Here is a 14,590-nt window from a genome sequence, read left to right as displayed (position 1 = left end):
ATCAATTGGCCACCGACGCGGCCTATAATGCGAGCATTCACTCGCTTTTCCTACTCGCATTCGGAATGCAGGATCATGGCGCGCAAGCCACCGACAAAACCCCGGAAAAATGCATCGCAGGAGCGATCTCGCGCCACCGTCGACGCGCTGGTCGAGGCGACTGCTCGCATTCTAGTTCGAGAGGGTTTTGAGAAGTCGAGCACCAACCGGATCGCCGAGGTCGCCGGCGTCAGCGTCGGCTCGCTCTATCAGTATTTCCCAAGCAAGGAGGCGCTGGTCGCCGCCGTGATCGACCGTCACAACGAGGAGATCATGGGGCTCGTCCGCGCAACCCTCACCGAAGTCGCCGACATGCCGATCGAGAAAGCCGTGCGCCGCCTCGTCACCGTCGCGATCGACGCGCACCGCATCAACCCCGAACTCCATCGCGTCCTCGCCGAGCAGATCCCGCGCGCCGGAAAGCTCGACGTCGAAGCCTTCAACCGCGAGGTCCACAGCCTCGTTCGCGCCTATTTCGAGCGCCACCGCAAGGAAATGCGCAAGATCGACCTCGATGTCGCAACCTTCATCTGCGTCAGCGCGATCGAAGCAGTCGCGCACAACACGGTGCTGAACGAGGCTGAGATGCTGTCGGAGAAGATGGTGCGAACGCTGGTGGACGAGACGGCGAGGATGGTGGTGGGGTTTTTGAGGCCCTCCGCCTAGCATTCGTTGTTGGACAAAGCTCCGGCGCTGGACGTGATCGAATCAAAGCCGCATCAGGTCGCGGCGATCAGAACGACACGCATCACCTCGTTAAAAAATTGTCGCGCTTCAAGAACGCGTCCGCAAACCCTCCGAGGGGTTGAATCGTACACGGAAGCACATACCTTATGAAGTCAGATGATTAAGTCACCAGAATGGAAGGCAATCGCCGTCGCAGTAACGGTTGCGCTTGTGTCAATATCCCTGTTGGCAGTCGACGCGGCGCTGGACCTGAACGTCAGCGGGTTGGCTAAACGTCTGGAGCGCGCGCAAGCCTCCTTCGTAAACGCGATGGGGCGGCATCAACTCGCCTTCGCCGTTCCGACATGGGCCCGTGACAAGGCCCGCGGAGCAGGAGTGCCCGCGAAGCCGGTGCTGACTGCCGACCGCTGACACTGGATTGCTCAGAACACAGGAGATCGCATGCACGATCCATGATCGTGCAGACTGTTGGTCGATCTCAGAAGAAATGGTCGGAGCGAGAGGATTTGAACCTCCGACCCCTAGTCTCCCAGTGATTCCACGGGCAAAAGTCACGAAAGCCCACCGCGTACCTAGCGATAGAATTAACGTCGTAAATTCAATACGATAGGTCCTATCAACTCGTATCACTAGTTACCAACGGTAACCGGCCAATCCCGCGCCGATGTTTCCCAAAAGTTTCCCAAATCGGCTATAAACGGCTCCGGCACACCATTAGAGACTAGGGCGCTAGGAGGGGTAGGAACATGGCTACAGGTCGAAACAGGCTCGCCGCTAAAGCGGTCGACAAGGCCATTGCGGAGGCCAGGGATACGGGAAAGCGGGTCGAGCTGAGCGACGGGGGCGGATTGGTCTTGCGCTGCCCGCCGTCTGGCGTGGCGAAATGGACCTACGCCTATCGCTCCCGGGCCAAGGGCGGCATGCGCCGGGTGACGCTGGGGCTGTACGGCGCCAAGGCCCCCGCCCTCAGCCTGAAGCTCGCCCGGGACGCACGGGACCGGGAAGAGGCCAGGAACGGCCAGGGCGAGGACCCGAAGGCCGCACAAGAGCGTGAGCTTGTCGAGCACCGTAAGGGCGTCGTCACGTTTGGCGAGCTGTGCGACCAATACCTAGCGCACATACAGGCTATCGACCCTCGCACCGGCAGGCCCCGCAAGAGCAGTTGGAAAAACGACGAGGGATACCTGAACCGCCCCAAAGCGAAGTTCGGCAAGCGCGCCGTAGGTTCGATTACCCGGGGCGAGATCAGGGAGTTTCTTGAAGAGATCGCCAAGACCTCCCCGTCTTCGGCGAACCGAACTCAGTCGGTCACTCTCGGGCTTAGCGTTGCTTTCAGAGGCCAGACTGGAGATGCCTCGTTTTTAGGCCTGCGAAATTCGTGCAGTGGATGTTTCGTCAATTCGGGAGATGCAGAAGTCCAAATGCTTTCCCTATCGAGTGCGCTGGTACAAAGCATGCTGGCAGTCAGCATCGAGTCCGACTTGCCGCGCGAGCAGGCGCTCGGCTCGCTCAACGCTGAAGACCCCCTCGCGGGGCTCGCAGCTCCAAAAGGCATTTCGCCCGAAGACTGGGCTAAAGCCAAGATCGACTTTTACAATAACATCAAAGTCGATTTGCAGCCGGGAGTCATCAACCATCTGCTTCGCGGCGACAAGATGCACGTTCAGGGGGACCTTCCCATCGCTCGGGAAGACGTAGAGCCCGACCTGTGCGAACTGGAATGCGTTCTTCTTGTTGCGCGATCTACGCGCACCCGAATTGTCGATTCGGTCGATTGTCATCGAAATTTCTTTCTGAGAGACTTGGAGACTTTTTGTTTGGGATCAGCGCGCAGAGCTTCCAGCGCCTTGCGACCACGCGAGACGTTCTGCCTCACCGCCGCGGCGCTGATGCCGAGTTCAACCGCGATCTCTTCCGAGGAAAATCCAGCTCCCGTTAGCTCCAGGCATCTCCACATTTCCGGACCGATAACTTTCGCGGCAAGCTCAATGAGGTTTTTCGCATCGAGCTGCTTCTCTCGTTCGCCTAAGGTCGTTTCGTCGGGAATGGTCGACACGAAGTCTTCCGCCTCGACTTCGGAATTTTCTCCCGCGGTGTCAGGATCGAGTTCACAGAAGAGCTTGCAGCGCTGGCGGCTCTTGTGCTGATCGTGGGCGACGTTCTTCATGATCTGCCGCAACCATGCAGTCATCGCTCCTTGCGCGCTGTACGCCGCCTCGCGCTTAAGGGCGCGCGAAAGCGTTTCCTGTAGAAGGTCGTCGGCAAGATCGGCGCCGCCTAGCTTGCCTGCATATCGACGGAGCGCGGGTGCGCATTTCAGCAATTCGTCTCGGAACGCGGACGCAGTGGGTGCATGAGAATCGGCGCGGCAAAGCGCGTCGGGCGGAATGTGTTTCAAATTGAGTCCTCGGAACGGTCGACCAAGAGCGCAGGTGCGAGCCGCCGTCGAAGGGCGGTCACTACAGCGCGGGTCGCGGGCTCTATCGGGAAGGATTCAGGGCTAGTGCGCGGTGGGGCGGGCGCCAGTCATCGCTCGAAGCCAGCGTCGCGCACGGCCGCCATCACGGACTCGGGCCATCGATTTAGATGACCCAGCTTCCGAGGCTGCGGGATTTTTCCGGCCGCCAACCAGCGATTGAACGACGTGACGGACGGGCCGCCGAGCACCTCAATGAAGAGGTCGCGTCCACCAAGTCGGGCGGGATGGGGGAAGTCGTGAGGGATGGTTTCGCGCGTCGCGCGGTTCGCATGGGCAGTCATAGCTATGGCTCCAAGTTGGTTGATTCTCGGAGCCCGCCTGCGCATGCGGGAATTGGTGCTTGTTAAGCGCTTGTGGGGTCCACCGGGGCGGACGGCCTGCCTTCCGGCAATACCTGCGGGTGTTCGCCGCTACACAACCGGGGAGGACAGCTCTTGCGGCTGCCTAGTCCCCCGCTCCACGCCGCGCACATCTCCGTTGCGCGGCGCTTATCCTTCAAATCGATACACGAGGCTGGACCGTCTCGGCAACTTGTGGGGCATGACGGCCTTCCCTGCCTCTCGGTGGTCTAAGTAGAAATCTAACGCCCCAACCCCAACCATTTCTTTTTCGGAGGCGCGAAAAAAAATCGTCGCGACGATACCCCTCCCGCCAATGTTTCCCGGGTGTTTCCCAGCGCGAATTTTGAGGGTGCAAGGCTTCCGGCTAAGCCTTTGATTTTATTGGTCGGAGCGAGAGGATTTGAACCTCCGACCCCTAGTCTCCCAGACTAGTGCGCTAACCGGGCTGCGCCACGCTCCGAACGTCGTTCCATTAGCTAGGATCGCTGCTTTGCGCAAGGCGAGCCCGACCATTTTGGTATCTTGGCCAAAAGCCCAGGGAACGGAGCGCAAAGGCGACGAAAAGCGCCCTCAGCCTTCCTTCAGCGCCTGATCGAGCATTTCCCGGCAGGCGACGAGGTCGGCGAGCACCCGTCCGAGCCGCTCCCGGTCCATCGCGCTCGGGCCGGCCGGCGCGGCGGGGGTACCGCCCTTGCGGAAGGTGGTGAGGATGTCCTCGTCGTCGACCTCCGTGAAGCGGAAGTCGATGCCTTCCTCTTCGTTGCCCTGGTAGTCGTCATCGTCGGCATCAGTGACGCCCTTGATGGGCGGTTCGTCGTCGGGCTCCATCAGGCTCGCCCCGATGGCGTCCTCGATCGCCCCGAACGAGACCGCGGCCGAGCCATCGGCCAGCCCTTGCACCGATTTGACGCCGTGCTCCTTCAGGATCCGCTGCACCCCGCGGATGGTGTAGCCCTCCCCGTAGAGGAGCCGGCGGATGCCCTTGAGCAGGTCGACGTCGTCGGGGCGGTAATAGCGGCGGCCGCCGCTGCGCTTCATCGGCTTGATCTGGGAGAATCGCGTCTCCCAGAACCGCAGCACGTGCTGCGGAATGTCGAGTTCCTGCGCTACTTCGCTGATGGTTCGGAACGCATCCGGCGCCTTGTCCAAATGCCAAATCCTTCGCGCAGGCGCGACTTACGCCTCGGGTTGAGCCTTGCTGGCGTCGCCATTGGTGCGGTGCTGGGCGTTGATCCGCTGTTTCAGGATCGCCGATGGCTTGAACACCATCACCCGGCGCGGCGAGATCGGCACCTCGGTGCCGGTCTTCGGGTTACGACCGATGCGCTGACCTTTCTTTCGAACCATGAAAGACCCGAACGAAGACAGCTTCACCGTCTCGCCCTTTTCAAGGCAATCGGTGATCTCCTTCAGCACCAGTTCCACGAACGCAGACGATTCCGTCCGCGACAGCCCCACCTTCTGGTAGACGGCTTCGCAGAGATCAACACGCGTTACGGTTTTACTTTGATCGGTCATCGCCCTGCCCCACATCACGGCGAACAATTGTTGTCTGAAATTATGAGGTTACGATACGACGGTCAACAGCGCTCATCAATGCAGACGCATCGATAATCCGCGCTGATTCGGGCAAAATTTTATCGATTGTGGCTCTACCAGCGCACCAGCGCGGAGCCCCAGGTGAAGCCGCCGCCCATCGCCTCCAGCAAAACCAGGTCGCCGCGCTTGATGCGGCCGTCATTGCGGGCCACCGACAGCGCCAGCGGGATCGAGGCGGCCGAGGTGTTGCCGTGACGGTCCACCGTCAGCACCACCTTCTCCGGCGCGATATGGAGCTTGTGGGCGGAAGCATCGATGATTCGCTTGTTGGCCTGGTGCGGCACGAACCAGTCGATGCTGTCTGCATTGAAGCCGGTCGCCTCGAAGGCGTCGACGATGACGTCAGTGATCATGCCGACCGCATGCTTGAAAACCTCGCGGCCCTCCATGCGCAGATGGCCGACCGTCTGGGTCGAGGACGGCCCGCCGTCGACAAACAGCTTTGCCTTGTGACGGCCGTCAGAGCGCAGATGCGTGGTCACCACGCCGCGGTCGGTCGCGGCCTTGCCCGGCTGCTCCTGCGCCTCCAGCACCACCGCACCGGCACCATCGCCGAACAGCACGCAGGTGCCGCGATCATTCCAGTCGAGGATGCGCGAGAAGGTCTCGGCACCGATCACCAGCGCGCGTTTGAAGGCGCCGGTGCGCAGGAAGTTGTCCGCAGTCGCAAGCGCAAACACGAAACCCGAGCACACCGCCTGGAGGTCGAAGGCCGCGCCGTGATTGATGCCAAGCCCGTGCTGCACGGCAACCGCGGTCGCCGGAAAGGTGTTGTCCGGTGTCGAGGTCGCGAGCACGATCAGGTCGATCGACTGCGCGTCCAGCCCGGCATCGGTGAGCGCGGCCTGCGCCGCCTTGATCGCAAGATGCGAGGTGAACTCGCCCTCGGCCGCGATGTGCCGCTCGCGAATGCCGGTGCGCTGCACGATCCACTCATCGGACGTGTCGATGCGCGCCGCCAATTGGGCGTTGGTCACCACCTGCTCCGGCAAATAGGAGCCGCAGCCCAGCACGACCGAACGAATTTGAGTCACGAAACATCCTCCGGCGCGGTTGGCACGTAACCGAGCGCACTCCCCTCGCGGTTGAGCATCTGATTGATCTTGTTCAGAAGATCGAATTTGACCATCTCATAACCAACATCGGTCGCATAGGCAAAGCCTTCGGCGCCAGCTCCGCCATGGCTCTTGACCACTAGTCCCTTCAAACCCAGGAAAACACCGCCGTTGGACTTGTTCGGGTCCATCTTGTTGCGCATGGCCTGGAAGGCATTGCGGGCAAAGAGATAACCGAGTCTGGACAGCCAGCTCCGCTGAATCTCGTTGCGGAGCAAGTCCGCCATCTGGCGCGCCGTTCCCTCGGCGGCCTTGAGTGCGATGTTACCGCTGAAACCCTCGGTCACGATGACGTCGGCCAGCCCCTTGCCGATGCCATCGCCCTCGACGAAGCCGATATAGTCAAGCTCCGGCAGATTCCTCCCACGCAGGATTTCGCTGGCCTCGCGAATCTCCTCGTGCCCCTTGATCTCCTCAGCACCGATGTTCAGCAGGCCGACTGTGGGCCGCTTCTTGTCGAACAGCACGCTTGCCATCGCGGCGCCCATGAGCGCGAGCGACACCAGATGGTGCGCGTCGCCGCCGATGGTGGCGCCTAGGTCGAGCACAACGGACTCGCCGCGCCTGGTCGGCCATATCCCGGTGATCGCCGGGCGGTCGATGCCCGGCAAGGTGCGGAGATTGAAGCGCGCCATCGCCATCAGCGCGCCGGTATTGCCGGCGGAAACGGCAACATCCGCCTCGCCCTTCTTCACCGCATCGATGGCGAGCCACATCGAGGAGGTCTTGCGGCCGCGACGCAGCGCCTGACTCGGCTTGTCCTCCCCGCTGACGGCAACGTCGGTATGGATGATTCGGGAGGCGGCCTTGAGCTTCGGGTGGCGGTCGAGCTCGGGCTCGATTCTTGCGCGATCCCCGACCAGCAGAAACTCGGTCTCGGGATGCCTGCCGAGCGAGATGGCCGCGCCTGGAATGACGACAGGGGCGCCGACGTCGCCCCCCATGGCGTCAAGCGCGATACGAACCTTGCTTGGCATCAAAATCCCGGAAACCTGGTCTGGCGCGGTCGTCGATCAGCGGGGCCGCGGAATGGGTTCGCCATGGACACGGCGACCGGCCAAGCGCCACGCCGCGCCCGGACCGGGGCGGACAATAGCGTTTTGTTATCCCGAAACAACCTCTTGCCCCCAGCCTTTTGGATTAAGGGCGACCCGCCGGCCAACACTCGAATTCACAAAAATCGCTTGGAAATCAAAGAGGTGGGCTAATCCTTCAAACCAGGCCCGCAAACACTTCACACCCGGTAGCACAGCGGTCTTACGGGGAATGCCCAGCTATTTGCCCTTCTTCTTGCCCTGCTTGTTGTCCTGCAGCGCCTTCAACGCCGCGAACGGATGGTCCTCGGGGTCCAGAGCGGTGACCTCCGCCTCGAACACAACACCCGGCTTGCGGGGATAAGGATCGATCGCCAGGAACAGCGCATCGGTCGCAATCCGGCCGAGATCAATGATCCCGTTGACGATGGCCTCCGGCGGATCGGCAACCTCCGGGGACTCGTCGTTGTCCCGCCCTTCTTCAACAAGGTCCTCCAGCGGCCGCGCCTCGGCCTCTGGCACAAATGTCAGGTCGATCTCCTCGTCGATCTCGCTCTCGATCGGATCGAGCGTGACCACGCAGGTCTGGCCGATCCGGGCCCGGACATGGCCCGTGACCTGGACCCGGCCGCCGCTCTTCGGCACGACCTCGAAGGTAGCATGGGCCGATAGGACGTCGCGCAGGCCCGCCATATCGGCCATGGCCTCACGCTCGGCAGCCGAAGCCTCGACCTCACGATGCAGGCCGGTATCGGGAATCTGCGCCACGGTTACGGGCGAACGCCAGGGGTCAGGTCCGGACCCGGTCATCGGTCGGTTCATAGCGTTCCATCCTCCCGAAGCGGTGCGGGAAACGAGAAAGATCCGCGCAGCAGCGCGGGGTCGGTGGTCCGGCCGAAGTCGGCGTTGGCGGCCACTGCATAAGCGGCGAGCCGCCGCGCCTGATCCAGCCCGGCACCATTCAAGATATTCTTGCAGATTGCCTGCGCCAGCGCCTCCGCGCCAGTTTCGATCGCCTGGTCGTAGGCCTGGACGCGGCCGTAAAAGGCCTCGCCGAACGCCCGCATCCGCTTGGGGACGGTCTGGTCACCCACGCCCATTTCCCGCAGATTGTCGTCCATGTCCTCGCAGAAGCGATCGAACAGGGCCTGCGACAACTCCGTCCCGCCTTGGGCCGCTATCCGCAGCCGTCTCAGCAACAGCCAGAGGTGCAGAAGCAACAGGTCGAAACGGCCGTTAACCGTATCAGGCACGCCCAAGTCCCGGTAAAATATGGGTTCTCGCGCCTGCGTCACGATCATGCCATAGATGGCCTCGATGGTGCCGGCTTGGGCTAGCCGGGGTTTCCTGAAGTGATTGAACGGCCAAAGCATTGTGGTTTCCGCAAGCGGGCGCGCGCGAGTTGCATTCAGAGCCTCCGCCCGGTACTTCAGCGCCTCGCGCGACGCAAGGGGACGGAATCAGTTCCACTATGACGATAACGAACCAGACCAGCCTGCGCGCAGACAAGCGGCGCGGCCTTTCTGCACGCTGGCGCTGTTTGCGCATGCTTGCGGCCGTGGCTCTGGTCGGCGGCGCCCTTGCGGGCTGCACCGGCGAGCAATTCCAGAAGGGCTACATCCTGCCGCCCGGCGCGCTCGAGCAGATTCCGATCGGCGCGAGCCAGGATCAGGTGCTGATCGTGATGGGCACCCCCTCCACGGTCGCGACCCTGGACGGTGAAGTGTTCTACTACATCTCGCAGCGCTCCGAGCGCATGGTCGCCTTCATGAACCAGAAGGTGGTCGATCAGCGCGTCATCGCCGTTTATTTCGACAAGAACCGGCGCGTGCGCCGCCTTGCGAATTACGGTCTCCAGGACGGCAAAATCTTCGACTCCATCAGCCGGACCACGCCGACGTCCGGTCAGGAGATGAGCTACCTCGCGCCGCTGTTCAAGCTGCTCAGCTTCAACTGAGATCATGAGCTGACTTTTCGGCCTGCGGCGTCGTGCCGCTCTCCGCACGATGCCCACCGCCGCATGCGACTTGCCGTTGCACGCCTGGTTCCATACGCTCTCTGCAAAATAAGAAGCAGGGAGTGGATTCGTGCCCAAGAAACCTCAAAACAGACTTCAGAACAAATTGCTGTCGCGTCGTCGCGTGCTCGCCGGCGCGGCCGGTCTGACGGCAGCAGCCATCTTACCGCGATCGAGCCTTGCCGACTGGAAGCCGACCGAGAATATCCGCATCATCGTGCCGGCCGCGGCCGGCGGCTCGACCGATGTGATGGGACGCTTGCTCGCAGCCCATCTCCAATCCGCTTGGGGCCAGACCGCGGTCGTGGAGAATCGTTCGGGCGGCGGCGGCACGATCGGGACGGCCGAAGTCGTTCGCTCCAAGGCCGACGGCCACGCCGTCCTGATCGGCAATCCCGGTCCGAACGCGATCGCCTACAGCATCTTCAAGAACCTCAATTACAAGCCGGACCAGCTCCAGCCGGTCTCCAACATGATCCGGATCCCGAACATCGTGTCGGCGCATCCGAAGACCGGCATCAAGTCGGTCGCCGAGCTGATTGCCTTTCTCAAGGCCAACCCGGACAAGCTCAGCTACGCCTCGTCCGGAGTCGGCCAGAGCCCTCACCTCACCGGCGCCTGGTTCCTCCAGCTTACCGGGCTGAAGATGACGCACATCCCGTTCCGTGGCGCCGGGCCTGCACTTCAGGCTGCGCTCGCCGGCGACATCCAGATCCTGTTCGACAATCTCTATCCGAGCCTGCCGCAGGTGCAGAACGGCACGCTCAACGGCCTCTGCGTCACCACGACTGAGCGGAGTGATCTCGCACCGAACCTGCCGACCATGCGCGAGAGCGCGCCGGAGCTCGCGAACTTCGACGTGTCGTCATGGTTCTCGGTGTTCCTGCCGAAGGGAGTCCCGGCGCCCGTGCTCGAAGCGCTCAATCTCCAGGTCAAGGCGATGCTGGAGCGCGACGACATGAAGAAGCAGATCACCGCCATGGGCGCCCGCGCCGACTACGGCACGCCGCAGCAGTTCTCCGAATTCGTGGACGCCGAGACGAAGAAGTTCGCCGGCATCATCCAGAAGGAAGGGCTGCAGATGGACGTGCAGTAGCTCCAAAGCGAGCACTAACCGCCCTCCGTCATTGCGAGCGCAGCGAAGCAATCCAGAATCCCTCCGCGGAAAGACCTTGGATTACTTCGTCGCACCAGCGCAAAATTGCTTCGCAATTTTGTCGCGGGCTCCTCGCAATGACGGGGTGAGAGCAACCAAACAAAAACCCCGCGGCTCGCACCGCGGGGTTCTGTCTTGCAAAGTTGACTCCGCTCAGTGCGCCAGGATCGCCAGCAGCAGCAAAGCCACGATGTTGGTGATCTTGATCATCGGGTTGACCGCAGGTCCCGCCGTGTCCTTGTAGGGATCGCCGACGGTGTCGCCGGTCACGGCCGCCTTGTGGGCATCACTGCCTTTGCCGCCGTAATGGCCGTCCTCGATGTACTTCTTGGCGTTGTCCCAGGCGCCGCCACCCGAGGTCATCGAGATCGCGACGAACAGGCCCGTCACGATCACACCGAGCAACATCGCACCTACGGCCGAGAACGCTGCCGACTTGCCGGCCGCGCCGCCGCCCGCGATGAAGTAGATCAGGAAGTAAACGACGATCGGCGACAGCACCGGGAGCAGCGAGGGGATGATCATCTCCTTGATCGCCGCCTTGGTGAGCAGGTCGACCGCCCTGCCATAGTCCGGCTTGTCGGTGCCCTGCATGATGCCTGGCTTCTCACGGAACTGGCGGCGGACCTCCTCGACGATCGCGCTGGCCGCGCGGCCGACAGCCGTCATGCCCATCGCGCCGAACAGATATGGCAAGAGGCCGCCGAACAGCAGGCCCACCACCACGTAGGGGTTGTTGAGCGAGAAGTCCGGATTGACGCCGGCGAAGTAGGTGTGGTGCGCGGAGTCCGCAATGAAGAACTTGAGGTCCTGATTGTAGGCCGCGAACAGCACCAGTGCACCGAGACCGGCGGAGCCGATCGCGTAACCCTTGGTCACCGCCTTGGTGGTGTTGCCGACCGCGTCGAGCGCATCGGTCGACTTGCGCACCTCCTTCGGCAGGCCCGCCATTTCGGCGATGCCGCCGGCGTTGTCGGTCACCGGGCCAAAGGCGTCGAGAGCGACGACCATGCCGGCCAGCGCCAGCATGGTGGCGGTCGCGATCGCGATGCCGAACAGCCCTGCCAGGCTGTAGGTGACCAGGATGCCAGCGATGATCACGATCGCAGGCAGCGCGGTCGACTCCATCGAGATCGCCAGCCCCTGGATCACGTTGGTGCCGTGGCCGGTCACTGACGCCGCGGCAATCGACTTCACCGGGCGATAGTCGGTGCCGGTGTAGTATTCTGTGATCCAGATGATCAGCGCGGTGACGATGAGGCCGACCACGCCGCATTCGAACAGCGACATGCCGGTGTAGTCGACACCGTCGAGTTTGCCGAAGCCGATCAGGTAGTAGATCACGCCGGCAATGCCGATCAGCGACAGGATGCCGGTGGCGATCAGCCCCTTGTAGAGCGCGCCCATGATCGACTGGCTCGGCCCAAGCTTCACGAAGAATGTGCCGATGATCGAGGTGATGATGCAGATACCGCCAATCGCAAGCGGCAGCGTCATCATGTTGGCCAGGATCGGAGTCTTGGCGAAGAAGATCGCCGCGAGCACCATGGTCGCAACCGCGGTCACCGCATAGGTCTCGAACAGGTCGGCGGCCATGCCGGCGCAGTCACCCACGTTGTCACCGACGTTGTCGGCGATCGTGGCCGGGTTGCGCGGATCATCCTCCGGGATGCCCGCCTCGACCTTGCCGACAAGATCGCCGCCGACATCCGCACCCTTGGTGAAGATACCGCCGCCGAGACGGGCAAAGATCGAGATGAGCGAGGCGCCGAAGCCGAGCGCCACCATGGCGTCGATGACGGTGCGGCTGTCAGGTGCAAGGCCCAGGGAATGGACCAGGAAGCCGAAATAGAGGGTCACGCCGAGCAACGCGAGACCGGCCACCAGCATGCCGGTGATGGCGCCCGCCTTGAAGGCGAGCTCGAGGCCGCCAGCGAGCGACGTCGTCGCGGCCTGTGCGGTGCGAACATTGGCACGGACCGAGACGTTCATGCCGATGAAGCCGGCGGCCCCCGACAGGATGGCGCCGATCAAAAAGCCAATGGCGACGTAGAGACCAAGGAAGTAGGCGAGCAGGACGAAGATGACGATGCCGACCATGCCGATCGTCGTGTATTGGCGCCGCAGATACGCCTGTGCACCCTCAGCGACCGCTCCCGCGATCTCCTGCATGCGCGGTGACCCCGCATCCGCACTCAACACCGAAGACGTCGCCCAAATCGCGTAGACGACGGAAAGCACTCCGCAGAGCACAATCAACCATAATGCTGTCATGTGATTTTTTGCCTCAGATCCTTGATGTACGTACCCCCGGCGCCTTTTGTTTTTCCGTCAAGCGGTGGCGCCCTTATGTTGAACAGGGCCGCCCCTTGCACGAAGGTGTGGCCCCAGTCGGTCACAAGCTTGCCAAAATCAAATTGAGGGTGCAACGCCGGATAGGGTCGAAAAAGCCGATCTCGGCAAGTATTTAGACCTAATCGCGAGCGTCTGGCCGCCGGCTTGGCGCGATTCCTAGAAGTGGCTGTAGGACAACCGCTTCAAGACCAGTTCCTGGCCCTGTCCATCGAGGAAGCGCGGCCGCTCATGGCCCGCTACGATTGTGCCGATCGCCGTGACGGCAAGGCCCGCCGCCCGCCCCTTGGTAATCAGCGCATCGCTCTGTGCTGGCGGTACCGTGCACAGCACCTCGTAGTCGTCGCCCCCGGCAAGCAGCGTCTCAACGCAAATAGCGTTGCAGGCGATCAGCCCGGCCGCAGCGGATGACAGGGGCACGCTTGCCGCCTTGACCGTGGCCGAGACGCCGGACGCTGCACAGAGTTTCGTCAGGTCGCCGGCGAGCCCATCGGAGACGTCCATTGCCGCAGTCGCGTAGTCGCGCACGGCCTGCGCCAGCACATTGCGCGGCTGAGGGACGCGATAGCGTGAGATCAGCGCTTCCTTTGCCGCTGGATCGGACGTAAGCGCTGTGGCCACCGCGCCGCCCGCGAGGACGTCCAGGCCGAGCGCGGCATCGCCGATCGTACCCGTCACCAGGATAAGGTCACCTGGCCTGGCGCCGGTTCGGCCCACCATTCGCCCCTTCGGTACGCGGCCGAAGGCAGTGATCGAGATCATCTGCGGCCCCGGCGTCGACACGGTGTCGCCGCCGAGCAGAGGGCATCCGAAGCTCTTTGCGTCCTCGCCGAGCGCATCCGCAAACGGCCGCAGCCAGCCATCCTCCTTGCTGCGCAGCGCCAGCGTCAGCACGAAGCCGGCGGGCGCAGCTCCCTTGGCGGCGAGATCGGACAGGTTCACCCGCAGCGCCTTGCGCGCGATAGTGTCGGGGGGATCGGTGGCAAGATAATGCACGCCCTCGACCACGGCATCGGTGGTGACGACGATGTCGTCGCCGGACGAGGACAGGATCGCGGCGTCATCGACCAGGGCGAACGCACCGGGATCGGTCGCCAGCGGCTTGAAATAGCGCGCGATGAGGGAGTCTTCGGCGGAGGGATCGTTCGGAGTGGTCATCGGCTCGATCCGTCATCTCCCGCCGTCATTGCGCGCGAAGCGAAGCAATCCAGGCTGCCTCTCCAGAAATAGTCCGGATTGCTTCGTCGCTGCGCTCCTCGCAATGACGACCCCAAATTACCCCCGCCCGAACTCGTCACCGCGAAACTGGCGGCCGATCTGGTCGAGCACCGCGTTGACCATGCCGGTCTCCTCGCGGTCGACGAAGGCATTGGCAACATCGACGTATTCGGAGACGACGACGCGGCCCGGCACGTCCTTGCGGTGTTCCAGTTCGTAGGCCCCTGCCCGCAGCACTGCGCGCAAAATCGCCTCGATCCGCTTCAAAGGCCAGCCCTTCGACAGCGCCTCGTCGATCAGGGGATCGAGCTTCTTCTGGTCGCGCACGACGCCGGAGACGACGTCGCGGAAGAACGCGGCTTCCGCCGGCAGATAGGTGTCGCCCTCGACTTCGTTGCCCAGCCAGTGGCTTTCGAACTCCGCAAAGATGTCGTTGATACCCGCGCCGGCGATGTCCATCTGATACAGCGCCTGAACGGCTGCGAGCCGCGCCGCACCGCGCCGGTTCGCTTTCTTCTCCGCAGGCCCCGCCGGTTTCCTGGTGTCAGCCATC

16 protein-coding genes, 1 tRNA gene and 1 pseudogene are annotated in these 14,590 nt (G+C 62.8%); 5 read left to right on the top strand and 13 right to left on the bottom strand.

Annotated elements, in window-relative coordinates; translation table 11 throughout:
• Positions 1-75: 75 nt before the first annotated feature.
• The 3 genes and pseudogenes from ABIA96_RS15055 to ABIA96_RS15045 all read left to right on the top strand — a co-directional run.
• The gene (locus ABIA96_RS15055) at positions 76-705 is read left to right on the top strand and encodes a TetR/AcrR family transcriptional regulator (protein WP_354137832.1); all 630 of its coding nucleotides are present in this window, start codon (positions 76-78) and stop codon (positions 703-705) included.
• Between the two features lie 177 nt (positions 706-882).
• Positions 883-1,137, top strand: a complete 255-nt coding sequence (locus tag ABIA96_RS15050) for a hypothetical protein (protein ID WP_354137831.1) — start codon at positions 883-885, stop codon at positions 1,135-1,137.
• 335 nt (positions 1,138-1,472) lie between these two features.
• Positions 1,473-1,766: pseudogene (locus ABIA96_RS15045) on the top strand (Arm DNA-binding domain-containing protein); the annotation flags it as partial.
• Between the two features lie 390 nt (positions 1,767-2,156).
• Here ABIA96_RS15045 and ABIA96_RS15040 read toward each other — a convergent pair.
• The 10 genes from ABIA96_RS15040 to ABIA96_RS14995 form a co-directional block, all read right to left on the bottom strand.
• The gene (locus ABIA96_RS15040; protein WP_354137830.1) at positions 2,157-2,507 is read right to left on the bottom strand and encodes a hypothetical protein; all 351 of its coding nucleotides are present in this window, start codon (positions 2,505-2,507) and stop codon (positions 2,157-2,159) included.
• Entirely contained in the window at positions 2,504-3,124 is a 621-nt protein-coding gene (locus tag ABIA96_RS15035; RefSeq protein ID WP_354137829.1) for an RNA polymerase sigma factor, read from the bottom strand. Before ABIA96_RS15035 ends, ABIA96_RS15040 begins: the two co-directional genes overlap by 4 nt.
• A 128-nt stretch (positions 3,125-3,252) precedes the next feature.
• Positions 3,253-3,486, bottom strand: a complete 234-nt coding sequence (locus tag ABIA96_RS15030; protein ID WP_354137827.1) for a hypothetical protein — start codon at positions 3,484-3,486, stop codon at positions 3,253-3,255.
• Between the two features lie 442 nt (positions 3,487-3,928).
• Positions 3,929-4,006: transfer RNA gene (locus ABIA96_RS15025), tRNA-Pro, on the bottom strand.
• A 110-nt stretch (positions 4,007-4,116) separates the two neighbouring features.
• The gene (locus tag ABIA96_RS15020) at positions 4,117-4,695 is read right to left on the bottom strand and encodes a MerR family transcriptional regulator (protein WP_354137826.1); all 579 of its coding nucleotides are present in this window, start codon (positions 4,693-4,695) and stop codon (positions 4,117-4,119) included.
• 27 nt (positions 4,696-4,722) lie between these two features.
• Positions 4,723-5,064: an integration host factor subunit alpha gene (locus ABIA96_RS15015; RefSeq protein ID WP_018456841.1), complete on the bottom strand. Its 342-nt coding sequence runs from the start codon at positions 5,062-5,064 to the stop codon at positions 4,723-4,725.
• Between the two features lie 134 nt (positions 5,065-5,198).
• The gene (locus ABIA96_RS15010) at positions 5,199-6,179 is read right to left on the bottom strand and encodes a beta-ketoacyl-ACP synthase III (protein ID WP_354137825.1); all 981 of its coding nucleotides are present in this window, start codon (positions 6,177-6,179) and stop codon (positions 5,199-5,201) included.
• On the bottom strand, positions 6,176-7,237 hold the full coding sequence (plsX, locus tag ABIA96_RS15005; RefSeq protein ID WP_354137824.1) for a phosphate acyltransferase PlsX: 1,062 nt from the start codon (positions 7,235-7,237) through the stop codon (positions 6,176-6,178). The genes ABIA96_RS15010 and plsX overlap by 4 nt, the downstream gene beginning before the upstream one ends.
• Positions 7,238-7,534: 297 nt before the next feature.
• A complete protein-coding gene (locus ABIA96_RS15000) occupies positions 7,535-8,116 on the bottom strand; it encodes a YceD family protein (protein ID WP_354137823.1) in 582 nt (193 codons plus the stop codon).
• Entirely contained in the window at positions 8,113-8,667 is a 555-nt protein-coding gene (locus ABIA96_RS14995) for a ubiquinol-cytochrome C chaperone family protein (RefSeq protein WP_354137822.1), read from the bottom strand. The genes ABIA96_RS15000 and ABIA96_RS14995 overlap by 4 nt, the downstream gene beginning before the upstream one ends.
• Positions 8,668-8,765: 98 nt before the next feature.
• Here ABIA96_RS14995 and ABIA96_RS14990 point away from each other — a divergent pair, with 98 nt between their 5' ends.
• Positions 8,766-9,251, top strand: coding sequence for an outer membrane protein assembly factor BamE (locus ABIA96_RS14990; protein ID WP_354137821.1), 486 nt, complete (start codon positions 8,766-8,768; stop codon positions 9,249-9,251).
• Positions 9,252-9,381: 130 nt separating this feature from the next.
• Positions 9,382-10,407 carry a Bug family tripartite tricarboxylate transporter substrate binding protein gene (locus tag ABIA96_RS14985; RefSeq protein WP_354137820.1) on the top strand — a complete coding sequence of 342 codons (1,026 nt, stop codon included), beginning with the start codon at positions 9,382-9,384 and terminating at the stop codon, positions 10,405-10,407.
• A gap of 213 nt (positions 10,408-10,620) precedes the next feature.
• On the opposite strand, the gene ABIA96_RS14980 is transcribed toward ABIA96_RS14985, so the two are convergent.
• The 3 genes from ABIA96_RS14980 to nusB all read right to left on the bottom strand — a co-directional run bounded on the left by ABIA96_RS14980 (position 10,621) and on the right by nusB (position 14,589).
• On the bottom strand, positions 10,621-12,741 hold the full coding sequence (locus ABIA96_RS14980) for a sodium-translocating pyrophosphatase (protein WP_354137819.1): 2,121 nt from the start codon (positions 12,739-12,741) through the stop codon (positions 10,621-10,623).
• Between the two features lie 237 nt (positions 12,742-12,978).
• A complete protein-coding gene (gene thiL, locus ABIA96_RS14975; RefSeq protein WP_354137818.1) occupies positions 12,979-13,977 on the bottom strand; it encodes a thiamine-phosphate kinase in 999 nt (332 codons plus the stop codon).
• Positions 13,978-14,094: 117 nt separating this feature from the next.
• The gene (nusB, locus tag ABIA96_RS14970; RefSeq protein ID WP_354137817.1) at positions 14,095-14,589 is read right to left on the bottom strand and encodes a transcription antitermination factor NusB; all 495 of its coding nucleotides are present in this window, start codon (positions 14,587-14,589) and stop codon (positions 14,095-14,097) included.
• Position 14,590 lies beyond the last annotated feature (1 nt).

The sequence above is a fragment of the Bradyrhizobium sp. LB11.1 genome (genome assembly GCF_040549385.1).
GTDB lineage: Bacteria > Pseudomonadota > Alphaproteobacteria > Rhizobiales > Xanthobacteraceae > Bradyrhizobium.
The sequence above is the reverse complement of the archived record's forward strand: the minus strand, read 5'-3'. Positions and strand labels throughout refer to the sequence as shown.